The organism is Ochrobactrum sp. EDr1-4 (genome assembly GCF_049199085.1).
Taxonomy (GTDB): Bacteria; Pseudomonadota; Alphaproteobacteria; order Rhizobiales; family Rhizobiaceae; genus Brucella.
This window is the reverse complement of sequence record NZ_JBLZOF010000004.1, coordinates 44035-60262: the sequence shown is the minus strand read 5'-3', so window position 1 is coordinate 60262 and position 16228 is coordinate 44035. Positions and strand designations below refer to the sequence as shown.

The window sequence follows — 16228 nt, the reverse complement described above, 5'->3', positions numbered from 1 at the left end:
AAGGAGGCAATCATGTCCAAACATTTCATGCCGTCAGTAGCACTGGCGGCACTCATGGCCGCACGTCCTGCTGGTATCGTCGGTTCCGTTCGCAATGACGCGCAGAACATTGAAAAGCTGCTCGGCGAAGTGAAGAGCGAACTTGCACGCGTTGGCGGCGACGTAAAGCAGACGGCGGAAGATGCTCTTAAGCAGGCAAAAGAGTCCGGCACGCTCACTGCTGAAGTTAAGCAGAAGGCAGATGAACTGCTTATGGCGCAGGGCAAGCTATCAGCTGCGCATGATAAACTGACAGAACGTCTTGAATCGCTCGAAACCAAAAGCACCGATATTGAGCAGCGCGTTGCTTCTCGTCGAGGCGGCGGCGGTGAGCAGAGCGTTAAGTCACTTGGCCAGATGGTCGGTGAATCCGAGGATCTGAAGAACTTCGTCAATAAGAGTGGCGCCAAGGGTGCAGTTCGTATTGTCATCCAGAATGCGATCACATCAGCGCCGGGTTCCGCAGGACCATTAATCACTCCGCAGCGTGATACGGAAATTGTCGGTATTCCACGCCGACAAATGACTATTCGCCAGCTTCTCTCCGTTGGTGAAACAGCAAGTAACTCTATCGAGTTTGCGCGCATGGTCACGCGCGATAACAAGGCTGGTGTTGTTGCAGAAGGTGCGCAGAAACCGGAATCCAATTATATCTGGGAAGTTGCTGATGCGCCTGTTCGCACTATTGCGCACTGGGTGCCGGTATCACGTCAGGCAATGGACGATGTCTCGCAGCTTCAGAGCGAAATCGATGGTGAGCTTCGCTACGGTCTCGATTTTGTGGAGGAGGCAGAACTTCTCAAGGGCGACGGTACCGGGCAGCATATTCATGGTCTTGTTCCGCAGGCCACACCTTATGCCAATCCCGGTGTAACTGTCGTCAACGCGACCAAGATTGATATCTTGCGTCTGGCAATTCTTCAGGCTTCGCTTGCAGAATATCCAGCTGACGGCATTGTTCTCAACCCTACTGACTGGGCAGATATCGAACTGACCAAGGATGGTGAGAACCGTTACATCTTTGCCAACGTGATCCAGCTTGCAGGTCCGCAGCTTTGGGGCCGTCCAGTCATCGCTACTCAAGCGATGGATCTCGATGAATTCCTTACGGGTGCATTCCGTATGGCTGCAAAGATCTGGGACCGTATGGAAACGGAAGTCCTGATCTCGTCCGAAGATCGTGACAACTTCATCAAGAACATGCTGACCGTTCGTGCGGAACGCCGTCTGGCTCTTGCAGTCAAGCGTCGCGCTGCGCTTGTGACCGGCGATTTTGCCACTGCGCTCCAGCCGTAATCGCTGTCTTTTGGCTCATTAAGGCGGGCGGTTCTGCCGCCCGCTCTATGAACCAAAGGAGAATAACTATGCATATCAAAGCAACGCGCGGAAGCTTTGGCGACTTTGGTCGCGTCCGCAAAGGCCAGATCCTCACGGACGTTGATAAAAGTCAGGCTGAAAAGATGTTGGCCAGTGGCGCTTATACCGAAGCTTCAGAACAGGATATCAAGAATGCGAAGGGCCGCAAGGAACTCGGTATTCTCGATGCCAAGAAAATTGCGGCGGCTTCGAAAAGCGATACTGCCGATATCGACACTCTGCTTGCTGAAATTGAAGCTGGTGAAAAGGCCTTGACAGCATCGAAGGCCGAGACGGAAACGGCAGTTCGTGAGCTGGCAGATTTCAAGGCTGACTCTGAAATAGTGCTTACGAATGCAAATAAGGCGACATCTGACGCGGTTTCGGCGTTGGATGCATACAAGTCTGAAGCTGAAGGTAAGCTGGCAGAGGTCGTCAAAGCTTCCGAAGGTGTAGAGGCTGAATTCGCTGCCTATAAGACCGAAGCCGAAGCAAAGCTGACTGCCGCCGCTGATGAAATTGCCGGTCTGAAGGCTGCAATTGCTGACCTGCAGAAGCCTGCATCGCAATCGGAAACGACAGAAAACGACAAGTCTAAGGGCAAGTCGGAAAAATAACGGTTAGGTGCAATGGATAGCCAAGTCCGCGTTATAGAGCCTCCCCAGCCAATAGTTACGCTTGAGGAGGCAAAGCGTCATCTGATTGTCGATTTTGATGATGACGACGAACTCATCAGGTCACTGCTGTTGGCTGCAACATCTTGGATTGATGGCCCTACAGGTTGGCTTGGCTGTGCGCTTGGCGTCCAAACCTTGGAGCTCTGCGTTGCGGATTTCTATTCACTGGCATGTCAGCAAGGTATTATCCCACTGCCATATCCGCCAATTGTCGAAATTGTATCCATCACTTATCGTGATCCGGCTGGTGCTTCTATCGTTATGCCAGCTAGTGAATACGAAGCGACCTTGGGTGGTGTGAGGCCATTGCATAACGGCTGGCCAACGGCGGAAGGCACGGCAGATTCGGTGCGCATCCGTTACAAGGTCGGTTGGCAAAGGCCTGATCCTGTGGATTCATCAAAACTGATTTCGGATGCTCCGCAAGCGATCCGTACTGCGATCATGATGCTGGTGGCTCAATGGTACGCGGTGCGCGAAGCTGCGACGACGGAAGGGTCTGTCAATAAAATGCCATTCGCGGTCGAAGCGCTATTGCAGCCGTACCGCATCTATCGGTGAGGTTATCATGGCTGTTAAGCTTTCGTCCGGTGAGCTTCATCATTCCATGACATTCGGCATCATTACTGAGGTGCCGGATGGAAACAACGGGTTTAATGAAGTTCCTATGGATTTCACGACACGAGCGCATATCCGTTATCTTCGTGGGGGTGAAGCTGTCCAGGCTTCCCGCCTTGAGGGAAAGCAGCCTGTTGTTGTCACCGTTCGGCGTAGTAGCAAAACAACCCAGATCACGCCCGATTCAAAGATGAAGAATGCACGGACTGGCATTGAATATAATATTCGCGCTGTGGTTCCGACAGAAGATCGCCAGTTTGTTGAAATCACTGCTGAGAGTGGGGTGGCAACATGAGTGTTTCCGTCAGCTTCGCTAACTATATTGTCGCTGCTTTGAAAGCCGATGCAACCGTGAACGATCTCGTTGCGGGTCGCATCTGGGATCACCCTCCGACGCAACGTGAGTTTCCGTATATCAGTCTCGGCGAGGCGGATTTTTCCACTGATGACGCGGAGTGCATTGAGGCTCGCGAAGAAACTCTCCAGCTTGATTGTTGGACACGTGCCAATGGCCGGAAGTGGCCTTGTAAGCAAATCGTGGATGCCGTTGTAGACGTGATGCGTGGATTGGAAGGCGAGTTCCCAAAGGGATATTTGGTCGGCACGCGGATTGAGATAGCCCGCACATTTGACGATCCGGACGGCCTGACTGTTCATGGCGTTGTGCAAGTGACAGGTCTGATCGACGAGGTTTCTGAAGATGGTTGAAGGGCTCGATCGTTTAAAGCGGAAATTGACAAAGACCATTCCACAGGCAGTGTTCGATGCGACAATTAAGGCCATGGAACAAGGTGCTGGTGAAGTCGTCAGCATGATGCGCCGATTGGCTCCGAAAGATACTGGCGCACTTGCACAATCGATCAACTGGACATGGGGCGATGCGCCCAAAGGCTCTATGGTCCTAGGCAAGTCCGCACCAACCCGTGACGGCTTGGTGATCACCATATACGCAGGCGATGCAACAACTATGGTTGGTGAGCGGGAGCAGTTTCAGCTTGCACGTTTGCAAGAGTTCGGCACCCAGCACATGAAGGCCAGCCCATACTTCTTCCCATCATGGCGCACGTTGCGAAAGCGTGTTCGGGGCAGGGTCACGCGCCAAATGCGCAAAGCAGTCAGAGACGGAGCGAAATAATGGCTTGGGCGATCTTTAAAGTGGAATGCAACTGGTCGCGTCCGCGCAGCCGTTATTCGTTCAATGCAAAGGCATCAGCTGAACCGCAAGAACGTCCGCAAGACTTCATTGATTACTGCGTTTCGAAAGGCTGGCCCGAAGTGGTCATAAGCCCGACACGCGATGAGAAGCGCGCCTTGAAAGGCCGTAAACGGGCTTAGCCCAATCACCTGAAACCGGGCCTCAAGCCCTATCAAGGCTGGCGTATTGCTGGCCCGTTTTCGCATGGAGAAATATCATGGCCGTTAAGCCAATTACAGCAGAGTTTCAGCATCTTGTTGTTGAAATTGAAACAGATGTCGGGGGTACTTTCTCGAAGATTTGTGGCATCACACAGCGCGGTATCAACCGCCAGCACAATATGCAGACGACCGAAGTTCCTGCCGATTGTGAAGATGAAAGCCTGCCGGCTGTTGTTGAACGTGCTGTTCAATCCTCAGAAGTCACTATTTCAGGTACTGGCGTCTGGGCCAGCCAGAGCCATCAAATGATGCTTGATTGGTGGTATTCCGGTGGCAAGAAGACAATCCGCGTTGAGCATGTCAATTCAGCGGTTGGTGACACGCAGTATGAAACCGGATCGGCCATCCTTGTGAACCTCAACAATGCCGTTGAAAAAGGCCAGAAGGTATCGGCTGAAATCGAAATTCAGTTCGACGGCTTGCCAACGCGTACCGCTAAGGCTGCGTAATGGCGAAAGCTCTTACATGGGCTGGCGGCGAACATGATTTTGAGCTCCGCCTTGAGCACCTTCGCGCCCTGCAAGACAAATGCGATGCAGGGCCGCAATGGATTTTGATGCGGCTCACTTCCAAACAATGGTTCATTGATGATGTGATCCAGCCCATCCGCCTAGGTCTTGAAGGCGGTGGCATGGAAAAGGAAGCCGCTCGGAAGCTGGTCCAAAAATTCGTTGAAGATCGTCCACTCACATTATCGGTACTGACTGCGCAGGCTGTGTTGATGGTCGCACTCTTTGGAGATGTGGACGATCAGCCGGGGGAGCCGAAAGCGGGGGCGAAGAAGACCCGAACCCGCTCCCGCGTGGCAAATGGAAGTTCAACCGCTTCTACCAGTGGGCTGGAATAATCAATCGCGACATCGGCATGATGACGCTTTGGGAGTTCCGATGCGCCACTGAAGGCTTCAAAGCCGCCAATGCGACCGAAGAAAAAGCCGCTCCCGGCATGAGCGACGAGCAACTTGCAGAACTTGGAATAGAGGGCTTCTGATGGCAACTGACGTTGAACGCCTTGTCGTGGCTATGGAGGCCCGGACTGCGGCTTTTGAGAAGGCGCTCAACCGCTCTTACAGTCAGGCGGCAAAGCAATCTAATCAGATTGAACGTCGCTTTCGCGATATGAATAAGAATATCGAAAGCGTGTTCTCCCGCGGCGGCATTAGTTCTGCGATCAAGAAAGACCTTGAGGCGTCCGTTGCTGCCGTGTCGTCGGCAGAAGCCAAGCTCAGCCAGTCCACAACATCCATGAAAGGGATGATGACCGGACTGGCAGGTATATTTGCAGCCCGCGAATTGGTCACGATGGCCGATAGTTGGTCTGACGTTTCCGCTCGTGTCGGTATCGCTGTTGGGGAAATGTCAGAAGCTCCAGCGGTTATGGAGCGTCTTTATAACCTTGCGCAGGACACCTATTCAGGTTTTCAGCAGACAGCAGAAAGTTTTATTGCCAATAGCACGGCTCTCAAAGAGCTTGGCTATAACACCAATCAGCAGCTTGATTATACTGAGGCGTTAAACAACGCTCTTGTTGTATCAGGCGCAAAGGGTGATCGCGCAACGAGTGTCACGAACGCTCTTTCGAAAGCCATGGCAGCTGGCAAGTTGTCAGGCGATGGTCTTAATACCATCATTGAAACTGGTGGCCGTGTAGCCGAAGTTCTAGCCGCTGAACTTGGCGTTGGCGTCAATGCACTGCGCGATGTGGGTGCTCAGGGCAAGATTACCTCGCAGGTGATCTACAGTGCTCTCACTAAGCGCATGGAGCAGCTTGCCGATCAGGCTGGATCGATGCCAGCGACTATTGGTGATGCATTACAGCAGATCCAGAATGCGGCGCTAAAGTCTGTTGGTGCGCTTGATCAAACTGGAAAGGTTTCCGAAAAGCTCTCTGGTCTGCTGGGTGGCGTTGCCAAGAATATGGATACCGTAGCCGTTGCGGGTGTCGCAATGGCAGCTGCTTTCGGTGCGCGCCAGATTGGGAATGCAACAACAAGTCTTGGCGGTTATACGAGAACGACAATTGCAGCGGCGGCAGCATCACGCGCAGCAGCCGTTGAAGAACAGGCCATGGCAGCGGCACGACTGCGTAGCGCGGAAGCAGCTATGGCAGCAGTCCACGCAAACGGTCTTGTGACCAATTCATTGCGCAGTGTCAGCCGTGAGTTGTTGGCCTCTCGCATGGCAATGAGCGCCGCTAACGCGCAATTAGCCGCGACTGGTCCTATTGCGACCGCTTCGTCTGCCGCAATTCGCGGTTTTTCTACCGCAATGACTGCCCTCGGTGGTCCGGTTGGTGTTGGTCTGTTGGCCTTGACCGGCATCATGTATGCGATATCGACGCGTTCGCAGGAGGCGGAAGAGCGCGCAAATAGGTATGCTGAGGCGATCAAGAAGGCGGGTGAAGATACCGATTACGCAGGGCTTGGCATTGAAAAGACCGCTGAAAAACTTTTCGCACTATCAAGCAGCCTTACGGAAGCCCAGAAGGCGATACGCATTGATGACGCAACTGCAAATGTCGAGAAATCTGTTGCGGCTCTTGAGGAGGCTTTCAACTCAGCCGGGCGCGGAATATCTGGTCTTAGTACGTACCTATCGTCTGTTTATGGCGAAATGGGTGATCTCGTTGAGCGCTTTAAGGACGGTGAAATATCAGTCGAGGACTTTAACTCTGAACTCGACCGCCTGTCTGGTATTGATCCGAATGTCACATCCGTTGTTGCACGGATGCAGGAAATTGCATCAGAAGCCGCTGCTGCGCGTGGTGAAGTCAATGCGCTGAGCTTGGCCTTATCCAGTCTCGGCGGCAAGGGCGGACGCGTTGGAAAAGAAACCGATGCGGAGCGTGAGGCCCGCGAAACAGGTGTGAGGCAATCGCAGGTCAACTTCAACGATAGATTTGGTGATTTTGACGAAACTAAAAAAAGCTTGGAAGCGCAGGCCAAGGCTATTGAGGATGCTGCGAAAAAGGGATCCAAGAAATCACGTAAAGGCGGCGGCAGATCAAAGAAAGATCGTCCTGATGATTTGCAACGCGAAATTGAGCAGATCAAAGAACGCACCGCAGCTATCCAATCTGAAACCGAAGCGCAGGCTGGCATCAACCCGCTCATTGATGATTACGATTATGCAATCACCAAAGCTCGCGCCACGCAAGAACTGCTGAATGCTGCCAAGAAAGCCGGGATTGAAATCACGCCTGCTTTGAAAGAGCAGATCGACGGCTTGGCTGAAGGTTATGCTAATGCCACCGTTCAAGCCAATAAGCTTGCCGAAAGTCAGGATCAGGCGCGAGAGGCCGCTGACTTCTTCAAAGGCTCCATGATGGATGCTTTTCAGTCGATGATACCGGCGATTGAAACCGGCAATTCGGCTCTTGATAAGTTCCTGAACACTCTGATCGAAGCGGTCTTGCAGGCGACCTTGCTTGGCAAAGGTCCACTGGCTGGCATCTTCGGCGGCGGCGGATCGGGTTTCTTAGGCGGCATCGGCAAGCTGTTTGGCTTTGATAAGGGCGGCTACACCGGCAACGGTGGCAAGCATGAGCCGGCTGGTGTGGTTCACAAAGGCGAGTATGTCTTTGACCAAGACGCAGTTCGCGCTGCTGGCGGTCCCGCAGCCCTTGAAGCAATGCGCCGTGGCCTGAAGGGTTACGCCAATGGTGGCTATGTCGGTCCATTGCCAACATCGAATGCACCAACTGCGCCCGGTATCAAGGGTACCCGGGGGCAAGGTTCAAACGAAACAATCCGCGTCATGCTGCAAGATGACAGTGGGCGCATGGCTACCATTGCCGATCAGCGGATTAAAACAGCGTCCGGCGCGATTGTTCAGGTTTCAGTGCAACAAAGCACCCGGACTGTTCAGGAGGCCTTGCCGTCAATGATGGCTGACGCACAAGCGAGAAAAATGTAATGGCAACAATTCTCTGGCCTCGTTCAGTGCTCAAGCCTAAGCGCGATCCTTTTAACATTGCGCCTCGCACTTTGGCCGGGCCGTCGAGCGTGTCTGGCGTTTCTCAGGTGTCCGCATCAGACGCTGGCATCTGGAAGGCAACGTTTGCTGACATCATCATCAAGCGCGGGACTGCATCAATCTTGGCTTTCCGCGCTATCGCAAATCTGCTGGAAGGCAGGATGCATCCTATTCTTGTTCCAAGGTGCTGCGCGTATCAGCCCTCTGATCCGGATTGGAAAGACTTGCTGAACCGGGTTCCTCATTTAGATACTAGCCCGTTTAGTGATGGCGGCTTATATCGTTCCCGCGCAATCGACATTCGCCTGATAAGCAATATTCCTTTGCGTGGAACGACTGCGAACATTGCCATTGTCGCGGCGGGCCAGCTTCAGCCGGGGCAGGATTTTTCAGTCGGTGAGCGCATGTATCGCATTCGCACGGTCCAGATGACCGGAGCGAATACGGCAACTATCACCTTCCGTCCTCCAGCGCGTGAAGCCGTGGCAGCTGGAACGGAAATGGAATTTGACCGGCCTGTTTGCCGAATGCGTCTCGCAACCGATGCTGAAATGGATCTCGATTTAGACCTTGTTGCGCCATGGTCATACCCGACAGTCAATTTCATTGAGGATGTATGATGTCTTTTTTCACGTCGCAGCAATTGGCTGAGTTCTCAAAAGGTGAGGTTCGGCTTGATATGCTTGTCGAGTTCCGCTTTGCGTCTGAGACAATGCGGGTATGGAACGGAAATACAAAACTACCAGCTGGCGGCAATATCTATGAGCCAATGTATGGATATGGTTCAATTGACGGTATCGGCATGGGGTCATCAACTGCCGCAGACAACGTGTCGTTTCAGTTGAGCGGTTTGCCAGATACAACACTGAACTTTCTCGCCATGGCGTTGAATGCGAACGAAGAGGTTGATCAACGGATTGTTGTGGTTTCGATCCAGTTATTCGATACCGAATGGCAACCGCTTGGTAACCCCGCGCCGATCTGGTGGGGATTTATGCAGCCGCCACGCATCAGCCGTTCGGAAATGCAGGGAATTGAAGGTGCGATCCAGTCAATCTCAATGACGGCTGAGAATGCTTTTTTCAACCGATCGCGTCCAGCTTATGGACGGTACACTGACCGCGATCAGCAAGCCAGATCGAACGGGGATAAGTTCTTTCAGTTCGTCGGTTCATTGCTGTTCAAAAGCTTCAAGTACCCCGACTACTAAGGTCAAATCATGCAGATCGCAGAGTTTGTAGCAGCCGAGGCCCAAAAGCCTTTCCGGTGGGGTGAGACTGATTGCGCTTCAACAGCGGACCGCTGGATCAAGCTTCAAGCGGGGAAGTCACCATTGGCACAGGCTGGGTTGGTTTATCGCGACGAATACGACGCTACGGCCCTTCTGATTGAGCGCGGCAGCTTCCCTGTTGTCGTCAACCGGGCGATGAGGCTTGTCGGCTTTGAAAAGAGCGATGAACCAAAGACAGGCGATGTCGGTCTGATCCTTCACAATCGAAAAATGTGCCTCGCCATTCACGCTGATACATTCTGGTTCTCGCGGGACGAGAGCGGACTGATCGGCGTGTCACTTGATGCAATCTGGAAAGCTTGGAGAATTCAATGCCAGTAGCTCTTTCCGGTATCATCGCGAGCATTATTGGAACGGGAGCTATAGGTGCGGCAATTCAGACTGGTCTTGCCGCAATAACGATGTTCGCCTCGACCACCCTTGGTGGGCTCGCGCTTTCTCTCGGTCTGTCATACTTGGCATCTTCGATCTTCCGTCCATCCCAACCAAAACCGGAAGACGTGCAACAACAGGTGCGTCAACCGACTGCACCTCGCATCAGACATTACGGTCGCGTAAAAATGTCAGGGACTTGGGCGTTTGCCGAAACCAAGAACGGGAACTTTTACAAGGTTCTGGCACTGGGGCAGGGGCCGTTCGATGGTATTGAAGAGTTTTGGATAGACGACACCCTTGTCAACCTTTTGCCAGACGGCACGCCCGTTCCGCCCAGCAAATGGCGACATGGTCAGACCAAAGGATCGTTGCTTCGTATCGAAGCTCGTCTAGGCGCCGCAACAGAAGTTGCCTATTCTGAGCTGGTTAGTGAGTTCCCTGAATGGACTGCCCAACACCGTGGCGATGGCGTGGCTTCTTTGTTGGCATGTCAATATGCAATTGGGCAAGAATACTATCTCGGACTATTCCCGAACGGCATCAATACCAACTATCGGGTTGTGGCACGCACATCCCTTGTGAAAAACCCTGTTACAGGCGTTACGGAATGGAATGATCGGGCAGCAGCCGTAATTCGCGATTATATGACACATCGCGATGGTATGCGCTTGCCGGAAAGTTTGTTCACAACACCTCTCGCGCAGGCTGGATGGGCTGCCGCGTATAACCGTTCGAATGAAGCAATTGCTGTTGCATCTGGTGGAACCGAGCCGAGATACAGGCTGTGGGGTTCATATCAGCTCAATGAGCGTCCTGCTGACGTTCTGGGGCGAATGTTGTCGTGTTGTGATGGCCGTTTAGTTCCTACACCCGATGGCGGTTTAACGCTCGATATCGGGGCATGGGAAGAGCCGACAGTTGTTTTGACGGCGGACGCAATCACCGGCTTTTCTGAGGTGGGTCGCGGACGTGATGTAATGACTTCCGCCAACACGATCCGTGCAACATTCCTTGATCCCGGTCAGGATTATCAATCTACTGATGCTGATCCTTGGGCCTATGAGAACGATGTGTCAGAGCGTGGCGAGGAAGCCAAAGACGTTCAATTCAACATGTCACCGTCGCACAGTCAGGCAAGACGTCTGATGAAGCTGGAATGGTTCCGTGCAAACCCGAATTGGGTTGGCACGTTCAACACAAATCTGATGGGCCTTGCAGCATTTGGCGTACGATTTATCCGTATCCAATACCCTCTGTTTGGCATCAACAGTGTTTTTGAAGTGTTGGATTTCAAGTTCATTCTGGGTGAGGGCGGCATCCTTCAAGGCGCGACGATACAGGTCCAGTCAATGCCACAAACCGCTTACCAGTGGGATCTCTCGCAGGAAGGAACTGCGCCTGTATCGGATAACAGCAATGTCGACGATGAGTTGCCGATCCCAGACGCTCCCGACGTGATAATCCAGTCGGGGCCGGTCGCGGAACTGAGCTTCCCACCTTCAAGCAACGCTATCCTTAGCTACATGGTGCGCTGGAAAAAGACGGTCGACACTGAATGGACCGTGTTTGGTCCTCTCGCCAATGACGCCGAAAGTTACACAACGCCTACACTGGCCACCACGACTGAATATGAGTTCCAGTTGGCAATGCGCACCGAAAAGGGCCGCATAGGCGACTATTCCGAAAGCACGGTCGAAACGACCTGATCACCAACACAATTCATTGAATTTTCCCCTGCTCTGGCGGGGCTATTTGCTATGGAGCATCCGAATGACCGTTCGCACGATTGACGATATCTTCCGCGATTTCGTTATTGACGGAATGCCCGCATCGGGTCCGTTCCATCCGTATAAGCCAGACATTCGCGACACGCTTAAAAAACTTTTGGAAGGCATCTCCACTTTTCCGGATAACCGTGTCATCCGTTTGAATAATGCGAACACTGGCACTGCGAACAACATTATTGTGACAGCTTCGGTTGCCATTCCAGCTGCAGCCTACCAGGTTCTTTATATTCTGAACGTTACGCAAGAGAACACTGGTGCCGTAACCGTCTCCGGAGCGGTAAATCGTGCTTTGGTCACGAACACGAGCGCAGCTATTCCGTCAGGATATCTTACTCCCGGAATGGCCGTTCTGTGTATCGATACCGGTTCGGAACTGCGTATGTTGTCTTACGGTGACATGGAAATATTGCTTGATGATGTCGAGGCGGCACTGGCCGCTGCACAAGCTGCACAGGCGGCAGCTGAGCAGGCTCGCGATGAAGCTGTGGCAGCTGCGTCGGATGCTGTTTCACAGGGTAATGTCCCGATCTATTCAACACGAAATGCGGTTGAGACACTGGAAATTCCGGCTGGTATTACTGCATTTCGTACAAATGGGTTTGCGTCTGTTGGGGATGGTGGCGAGGGGTTCTATGTATGGGTAGCAACGGAACCGACCCATATCGGCAAAGTGCAGTCGGCTGACGGGGCTTGGTGGAAGCTGGTCGGCGAAACATGGCTCTCCGAGCAGCTTGGACTAACTGGTTCACCTGACCAAGCGCAAATGGTCTCAGATCTTATCGATTACGCTTTCCGTTCCGGTATAAAGATCGATTGGAAAGGTGGCGATTACTACGCTAATACAATTACCCAAACGTACGCGGGCGGCAATCTGCTGTGGCGTTCTCATGCCGGAAAGGTGCGCTTCCTACCTGTAAACCTTCCTGATCCTGCATCAACATCTAACTGGCGCGACCTGATATTCATGAGCTTTTTGGGACAAAGCGCGGGGGCAGTTCAAGCTACGGGCTCGATATGGACTGGAGGTTCTTCAGTTGGGGTAACGGATGCCTCCGGATTCTCTGTCGGTGATATGGTCGCGCTCGAAAGCGACAGCCTGATAGACACCGATCCGCGCGCAAGCAGCTTCTACGGGAGGATAACGAGCGTTGATCGTGTCAACGGCAACAGCCTGACGTTTAGTGAGGCTCACCCCTATTCCGTCAACATGACACAAGTTGATGGGACGATTACTGCTGTCGGAACTAACAGCTTCACGGCATCAGGCTTGATCGGTAGGGCTGTTTCCCTGATGCGTGGTAGGGTCATCTTTACGTCAGGGGCCAACTCCGGCAAATCGGCCGTCATTGCTCATTTTGATACGGCTACAGGTATTTGCTCAAATACTACCGGGACGAGCGTATTCCCTAGTGGATTGGCTGTGGGTGACACTTTCTCCGTTGCGAACAAAATTAGGGTCCGGAAAATCAATGCGATTTTCGTGGATATTGATGGGGACTTCGAATTTTTCCGGGAGCCGACATTTGACGCGACGACGGGAGATGGAGGCCACATTGCGCTGGACATCGAATACGCGTTTCGTCCGCGTCTTGCTGGCGTTCGCTTTCATGGCTTCGCTGATGCGGGGCTTCGGGGCGTGGCTTGGTATGACTGGACGCTGGAAAATATACGGGCAGATTATGCAAACAGGGCCTATAATGTATGGGACGGGTCCGGCTATGGCGTGACGCTCGGAGCCGCTTGCTACGGCCATTCAAAGAATGTGAGCGGCTTTGCTTGTCGCCGTGTATTGGACTTGAGTGGCTATGCCTTCCTGTCGGTTGGAAACATCATCGAAGATACCGCTGCACATGGTGGCGGTGTCGCTTATGACGGTGTCGAATTTTGGCCGATTGGCGCAACCGAACAAAACACCTGTGGGTCGCATGGCGGGGCGATGGATAATGTCTACCTCAACAGCAGCGGCTATTCGGTTGGCACTGTCCTCAATTTCAGAGGAAAAGCAGAGGTCGCCAAAGGGATTAACGGATGGGGCCGCATGCGTTCGCTTGTGCTTATACATGGCACAAGCGATGCAGACATGTCTGACCTCTACTATAATTCTCGCCAATTGGATACGCGCGCTTCAAACAGCAGAACCTACACAAGCGCCGCGAACCAATACCTCGACTATGCTATTAAATTCAGCGTCGATCAGATCGATGTGCAATCTGGCAAAAGGTGGAGTGCGTCCGGATTTAATCTAAAAGGTGTGGCGTTAGGTATTGTAGACATTGCCAGCATAGGTAATAGCATCCCCGGCTTCTCGCTCTCGGATATCCGGGCTGGCTACACGCAAGACGGCGGATCTACGGTGCCATTCCGCATAATCAATGTGCCTTCAGGTTGGACATTGGAAAACCCGATCATCATCGACGGTTTCTCTCTAATCAACGCATCGGGCTCCGCCACCCCAACCGTGCAGATATTCCCCGATCTCACAACGTTTTCGATGAGTTCTCGCGCTTACGTGAAATATAACAACACGTACTTTTTCAGCGTAGCTGATGATGCGGTTAAGTCACTTCCGGCACACCGGGGTGGTGAAGTGACAGTTTCATTGATAAATGCAGTCGGAACGAGTGCAGCTTACCGCATCCTTAATGGAGTAATCAAATCGGCCACAGCTGGTGATAACTCCCCTTTGCCGAATAGCTCTGGCGTCAATGTTGTCACTGGCCCGCTTAGTGGCACAACCGGGGCAGACGGTGCCATTAACGTGGCGCTTAATCCCGGCAGTAGTGGAGCGCTTCAAATTGAAAACAGGACTGGAGCAATCCGCTATCTTGCGCTTTCATCGCACATGACGATGTAATTCTATCCTGCCCCTTGAATTTGGTAGCTAATTTTGACTATTGGTCATCTATGTTGAAGGGGATTGGGTAATGTATGAGACTGTAGCTAAATTGCTGCCGCGTGACGTGAAAGAACAAATTAAGCGTCATGCGCCATTTCTAGTTAGAAAACCTGCACCGCTTATCAAAACTACCGAGGTCACAGAATTTGATCGCCCTTATATCAAGGACGGAAAAATGTGGTTTCATTTCAAGCCAAAGGCCAAAATAGACACGTTCAGCATATCTGTTCCGGACGATTTCAGCTGTCACAACGATCTAATTGCTACTTGTATCATCAGTATTTTTGGCGGGCTTTTCAAAAAAGTCCGTCTAAATTTCGAGGTTTCGACGGAATGTGTGGCTGTTTTAGAAGAAATTGCTGGCATTGAAATTTCGACTGCAGGTGTAATTGAGCCGTGGCAAGCTGGAACGACGCCTTTTCTGGCTTTCAGTGGGGGCTTTGACTCTCTGGCCGGATATTTGCTTTGTCCCGGATATTATAAGCTCGCATCAATCGATTTCGGGGGGATTTATGCGCGGGAGCGCGCATTCTTTGAAACGCTTGATACGACGATTATTGAGACTGATTTCCGAAGAACTGGCGACGGATCGTTTCACTGGATGTTCATGGGTGCCCCGCTTATTCTTCACGCGGACTACCTGAATATGAGCGGGATCGGGTTCGGGACGATTTTCGAAGCCGCTCCGGTGCATATGCAGCCAGCGGAATATAAGCACCAACCTATGAACGATTTCCGCCGTGCTGTTGGCTTGGGTGATTACACAATTACAAAGGGCCTAACAGAATTTGCAACGGTTCGTATCATCCAGAAACTTGCTCCGGATTTCGCAGAAGCTTCGTTGAAGTCTCTTGCGGATGAGGGTTCTGAAAAGAAATATCGAAAAGAACTGCTGCTTCGTATGGAGCTTGTGCGCGATGGCGTTGCAGGAAATGAAGTTTACGATGCTATATCGCTTCCAAAAAACAAAGTGAAAATAGGAAAGTCCTTTGCGCTGGACTTCCTTTACTACGCCTTTGCATCCAGTGATGCACATGAAACAGTGTATCGAGTTATTGAGAACCCGGAAGCATTGAAAGAGTTCCAAAGCACCGGAATAGATATGTCATGGGTAAACGCTTACAATCCATCGTTCATCAACCAAATTCCTTATGATAAAATCGGTGATACGATGAACAAGTTGCATGAAATCGGTGTGCCGATGTTTTCTCAAAAGGATTATGAGAACTACTCAAAATTCAGAGAATACTGGTTCTCAAAAAATTCATAATTCAATTGGTGTCATGCAGGCGGTTCCACTCTAGGTGCAAAAGGTGTTCCGCCTCCCATGCCCAATACAGTGGCCAAGCAAATCCAGAAGCAAGGCCTTCAGCAAAAAGGCATGCTCCCAACATCCGTCCGTCATAATCCGGATTTCGGCAATCTTTATTCAAAGGCGCGGACGCTAGGCCGGTGAACGCAGCAATTGCTAAATAGCCCCAAAGAACTGTAGCAGGTTCAAGTCTGAACATAGTAATTCCGTATACTGTCAATCGTTGTGGTTTCGATTAAGCGACAGTATGGCGGATTTAAGGTGCCATTTCAGTATATCGAGCGAAAACGACAATAGCACCTAATATCGCACTGAGAGTGAGCCCGACAGGGGATAAAGCGATAATCCAGCTCAAGAACCTGTGATGACGCGCTCGAAGATCTATCGTCATCCGCTCTGTTCGACTGAAGTTAAATAGTGCTGAAATGTAATATCCAACGATAGCGACTGGAATTGCATTTTGTAGGATAAGTGATCGTATCATTTA

16 protein-coding genes and 1 pseudogene are annotated in these 16228 nt (G+C 51.9%); all 17 read left to right on the top strand.

Annotated elements, in window-relative coordinates; all coding sequences use genetic code 11:
- The first annotated feature begins 12 nt into the window (after positions 1–12).
- Entirely contained in the window at positions 13–1335 is a 1323-nt protein-coding gene (locus tag ACOZHT_RS15115) for a phage major capsid protein (protein WP_421565917.1), read from the top strand.
- Positions 1336–1403: 68 nt separating this feature from the next.
- A complete protein-coding gene (locus ACOZHT_RS15110) occupies positions 1404–2012 on the top strand; it encodes a hypothetical protein (RefSeq protein WP_421565916.1) in 609 nt (202 codons plus the stop codon).
- A gap of 12 nt (positions 2013–2024) precedes the next feature.
- Entirely contained in the window at positions 2025–2633 is a 609-nt protein-coding gene (locus ACOZHT_RS15105) for a head-tail connector protein (protein ID WP_421565915.1), read from the top strand.
- Positions 2634–2640: 7 nt separating this feature from the next.
- Positions 2641–2985 carry a head-tail adaptor protein gene (locus ACOZHT_RS15100; RefSeq protein WP_421565914.1) on the top strand — a complete coding sequence of 115 codons (345 nt, stop codon included), beginning with the start codon at positions 2641–2643 and terminating at the stop codon, positions 2983–2985.
- Entirely contained in the window at positions 2982–3398 is a 417-nt protein-coding gene (locus ACOZHT_RS15095; protein ID WP_421565913.1) for a DUF3168 domain-containing protein, read from the top strand. The genes ACOZHT_RS15100 and ACOZHT_RS15095 overlap by 4 nt, the downstream gene beginning before the upstream one ends.
- Positions 3391–3825, top strand: a complete 435-nt coding sequence (locus ACOZHT_RS15090; protein WP_421565912.1) for an HK97-gp10 family putative phage morphogenesis protein — start codon at positions 3391–3393, stop codon at positions 3823–3825. The genes ACOZHT_RS15095 and ACOZHT_RS15090 overlap by 8 nt, the downstream gene beginning before the upstream one ends.
- Complete coding sequence (locus ACOZHT_RS15085; protein ID WP_421565911.1) at positions 3825–4025, top strand: hypothetical protein; 201 nt, start codon at positions 3825–3827, stop codon at positions 4023–4025. Before ACOZHT_RS15090 ends, ACOZHT_RS15085 begins: the two co-directional genes overlap by 1 nt.
- 77 nt (positions 4026–4102) lie before the next feature.
- Positions 4103–4555: a phage tail tube protein gene (locus tag ACOZHT_RS15080; protein WP_421565910.1), complete on the top strand. Its 453-nt coding sequence runs from the start codon at positions 4103–4105 to the stop codon at positions 4553–4555.
- Positions 4555–4953 carry a gene transfer agent family protein gene (locus tag ACOZHT_RS15075; protein ID WP_421565909.1) on the top strand — a complete coding sequence of 133 codons (399 nt, stop codon included), beginning with the start codon at positions 4555–4557 and terminating at the stop codon, positions 4951–4953. Before ACOZHT_RS15080 ends, ACOZHT_RS15075 begins: the two co-directional genes overlap by 1 nt.
- Positions 4954–4970: 17 nt before the next feature.
- Positions 4971–5096 (top strand): hypothetical protein, encoded by a 126-nt coding sequence (locus tag ACOZHT_RS15070; RefSeq protein ID WP_421565908.1) that lies wholly within the window; start codon positions 4971–4973, stop codon positions 5094–5096.
- Positions 5096–8020, top strand: a complete 2925-nt coding sequence (locus ACOZHT_RS15065) for a tape measure protein (RefSeq protein ID WP_421565907.1) — start codon at positions 5096–5098, stop codon at positions 8018–8020. Before ACOZHT_RS15070 ends, ACOZHT_RS15065 begins: the two co-directional genes overlap by 1 nt.
- Positions 8020–8700, top strand: a complete 681-nt coding sequence (locus ACOZHT_RS15060) for a hypothetical protein (RefSeq protein WP_421565906.1) — start codon at positions 8020–8022, stop codon at positions 8698–8700. Before ACOZHT_RS15065 ends, ACOZHT_RS15060 begins: the two co-directional genes overlap by 1 nt.
- On the top strand, positions 8700–9290 hold the full coding sequence (locus ACOZHT_RS15055) for a hypothetical protein (RefSeq protein WP_421565905.1): 591 nt from the start codon (positions 8700–8702) through the stop codon (positions 9288–9290). Before ACOZHT_RS15060 ends, ACOZHT_RS15055 begins: the two co-directional genes overlap by 1 nt.
- A gap of 9 nt (positions 9291–9299) precedes the next feature.
- A complete protein-coding gene (locus ACOZHT_RS15050; protein WP_421565904.1) occupies positions 9300–9692 on the top strand; it encodes a DUF6950 family protein in 393 nt (130 codons plus the stop codon).
- On the top strand, positions 9683–11452 hold the full coding sequence (locus tag ACOZHT_RS15045) for a fibronectin type III domain-containing protein (RefSeq protein ID WP_421565903.1): 1770 nt from the start codon (positions 9683–9685) through the stop codon (positions 11450–11452). Before ACOZHT_RS15050 ends, ACOZHT_RS15045 begins: the two co-directional genes overlap by 10 nt.
- Before the next feature lie 64 nt (positions 11453–11516).
- Positions 11517–11985, top strand: a pseudogene (locus tag ACOZHT_RS15040) (hypothetical protein); the annotation flags it as partial.
- 2472 nt (positions 11986–14457) lie between these two features.
- Positions 14458–15699 (top strand): hypothetical protein, encoded by a 1242-nt coding sequence (locus ACOZHT_RS15035; RefSeq protein WP_421565902.1) that lies wholly within the window; start codon positions 14458–14460, stop codon positions 15697–15699.
- Positions 15700–16228 lie beyond the last annotated feature (529 nt).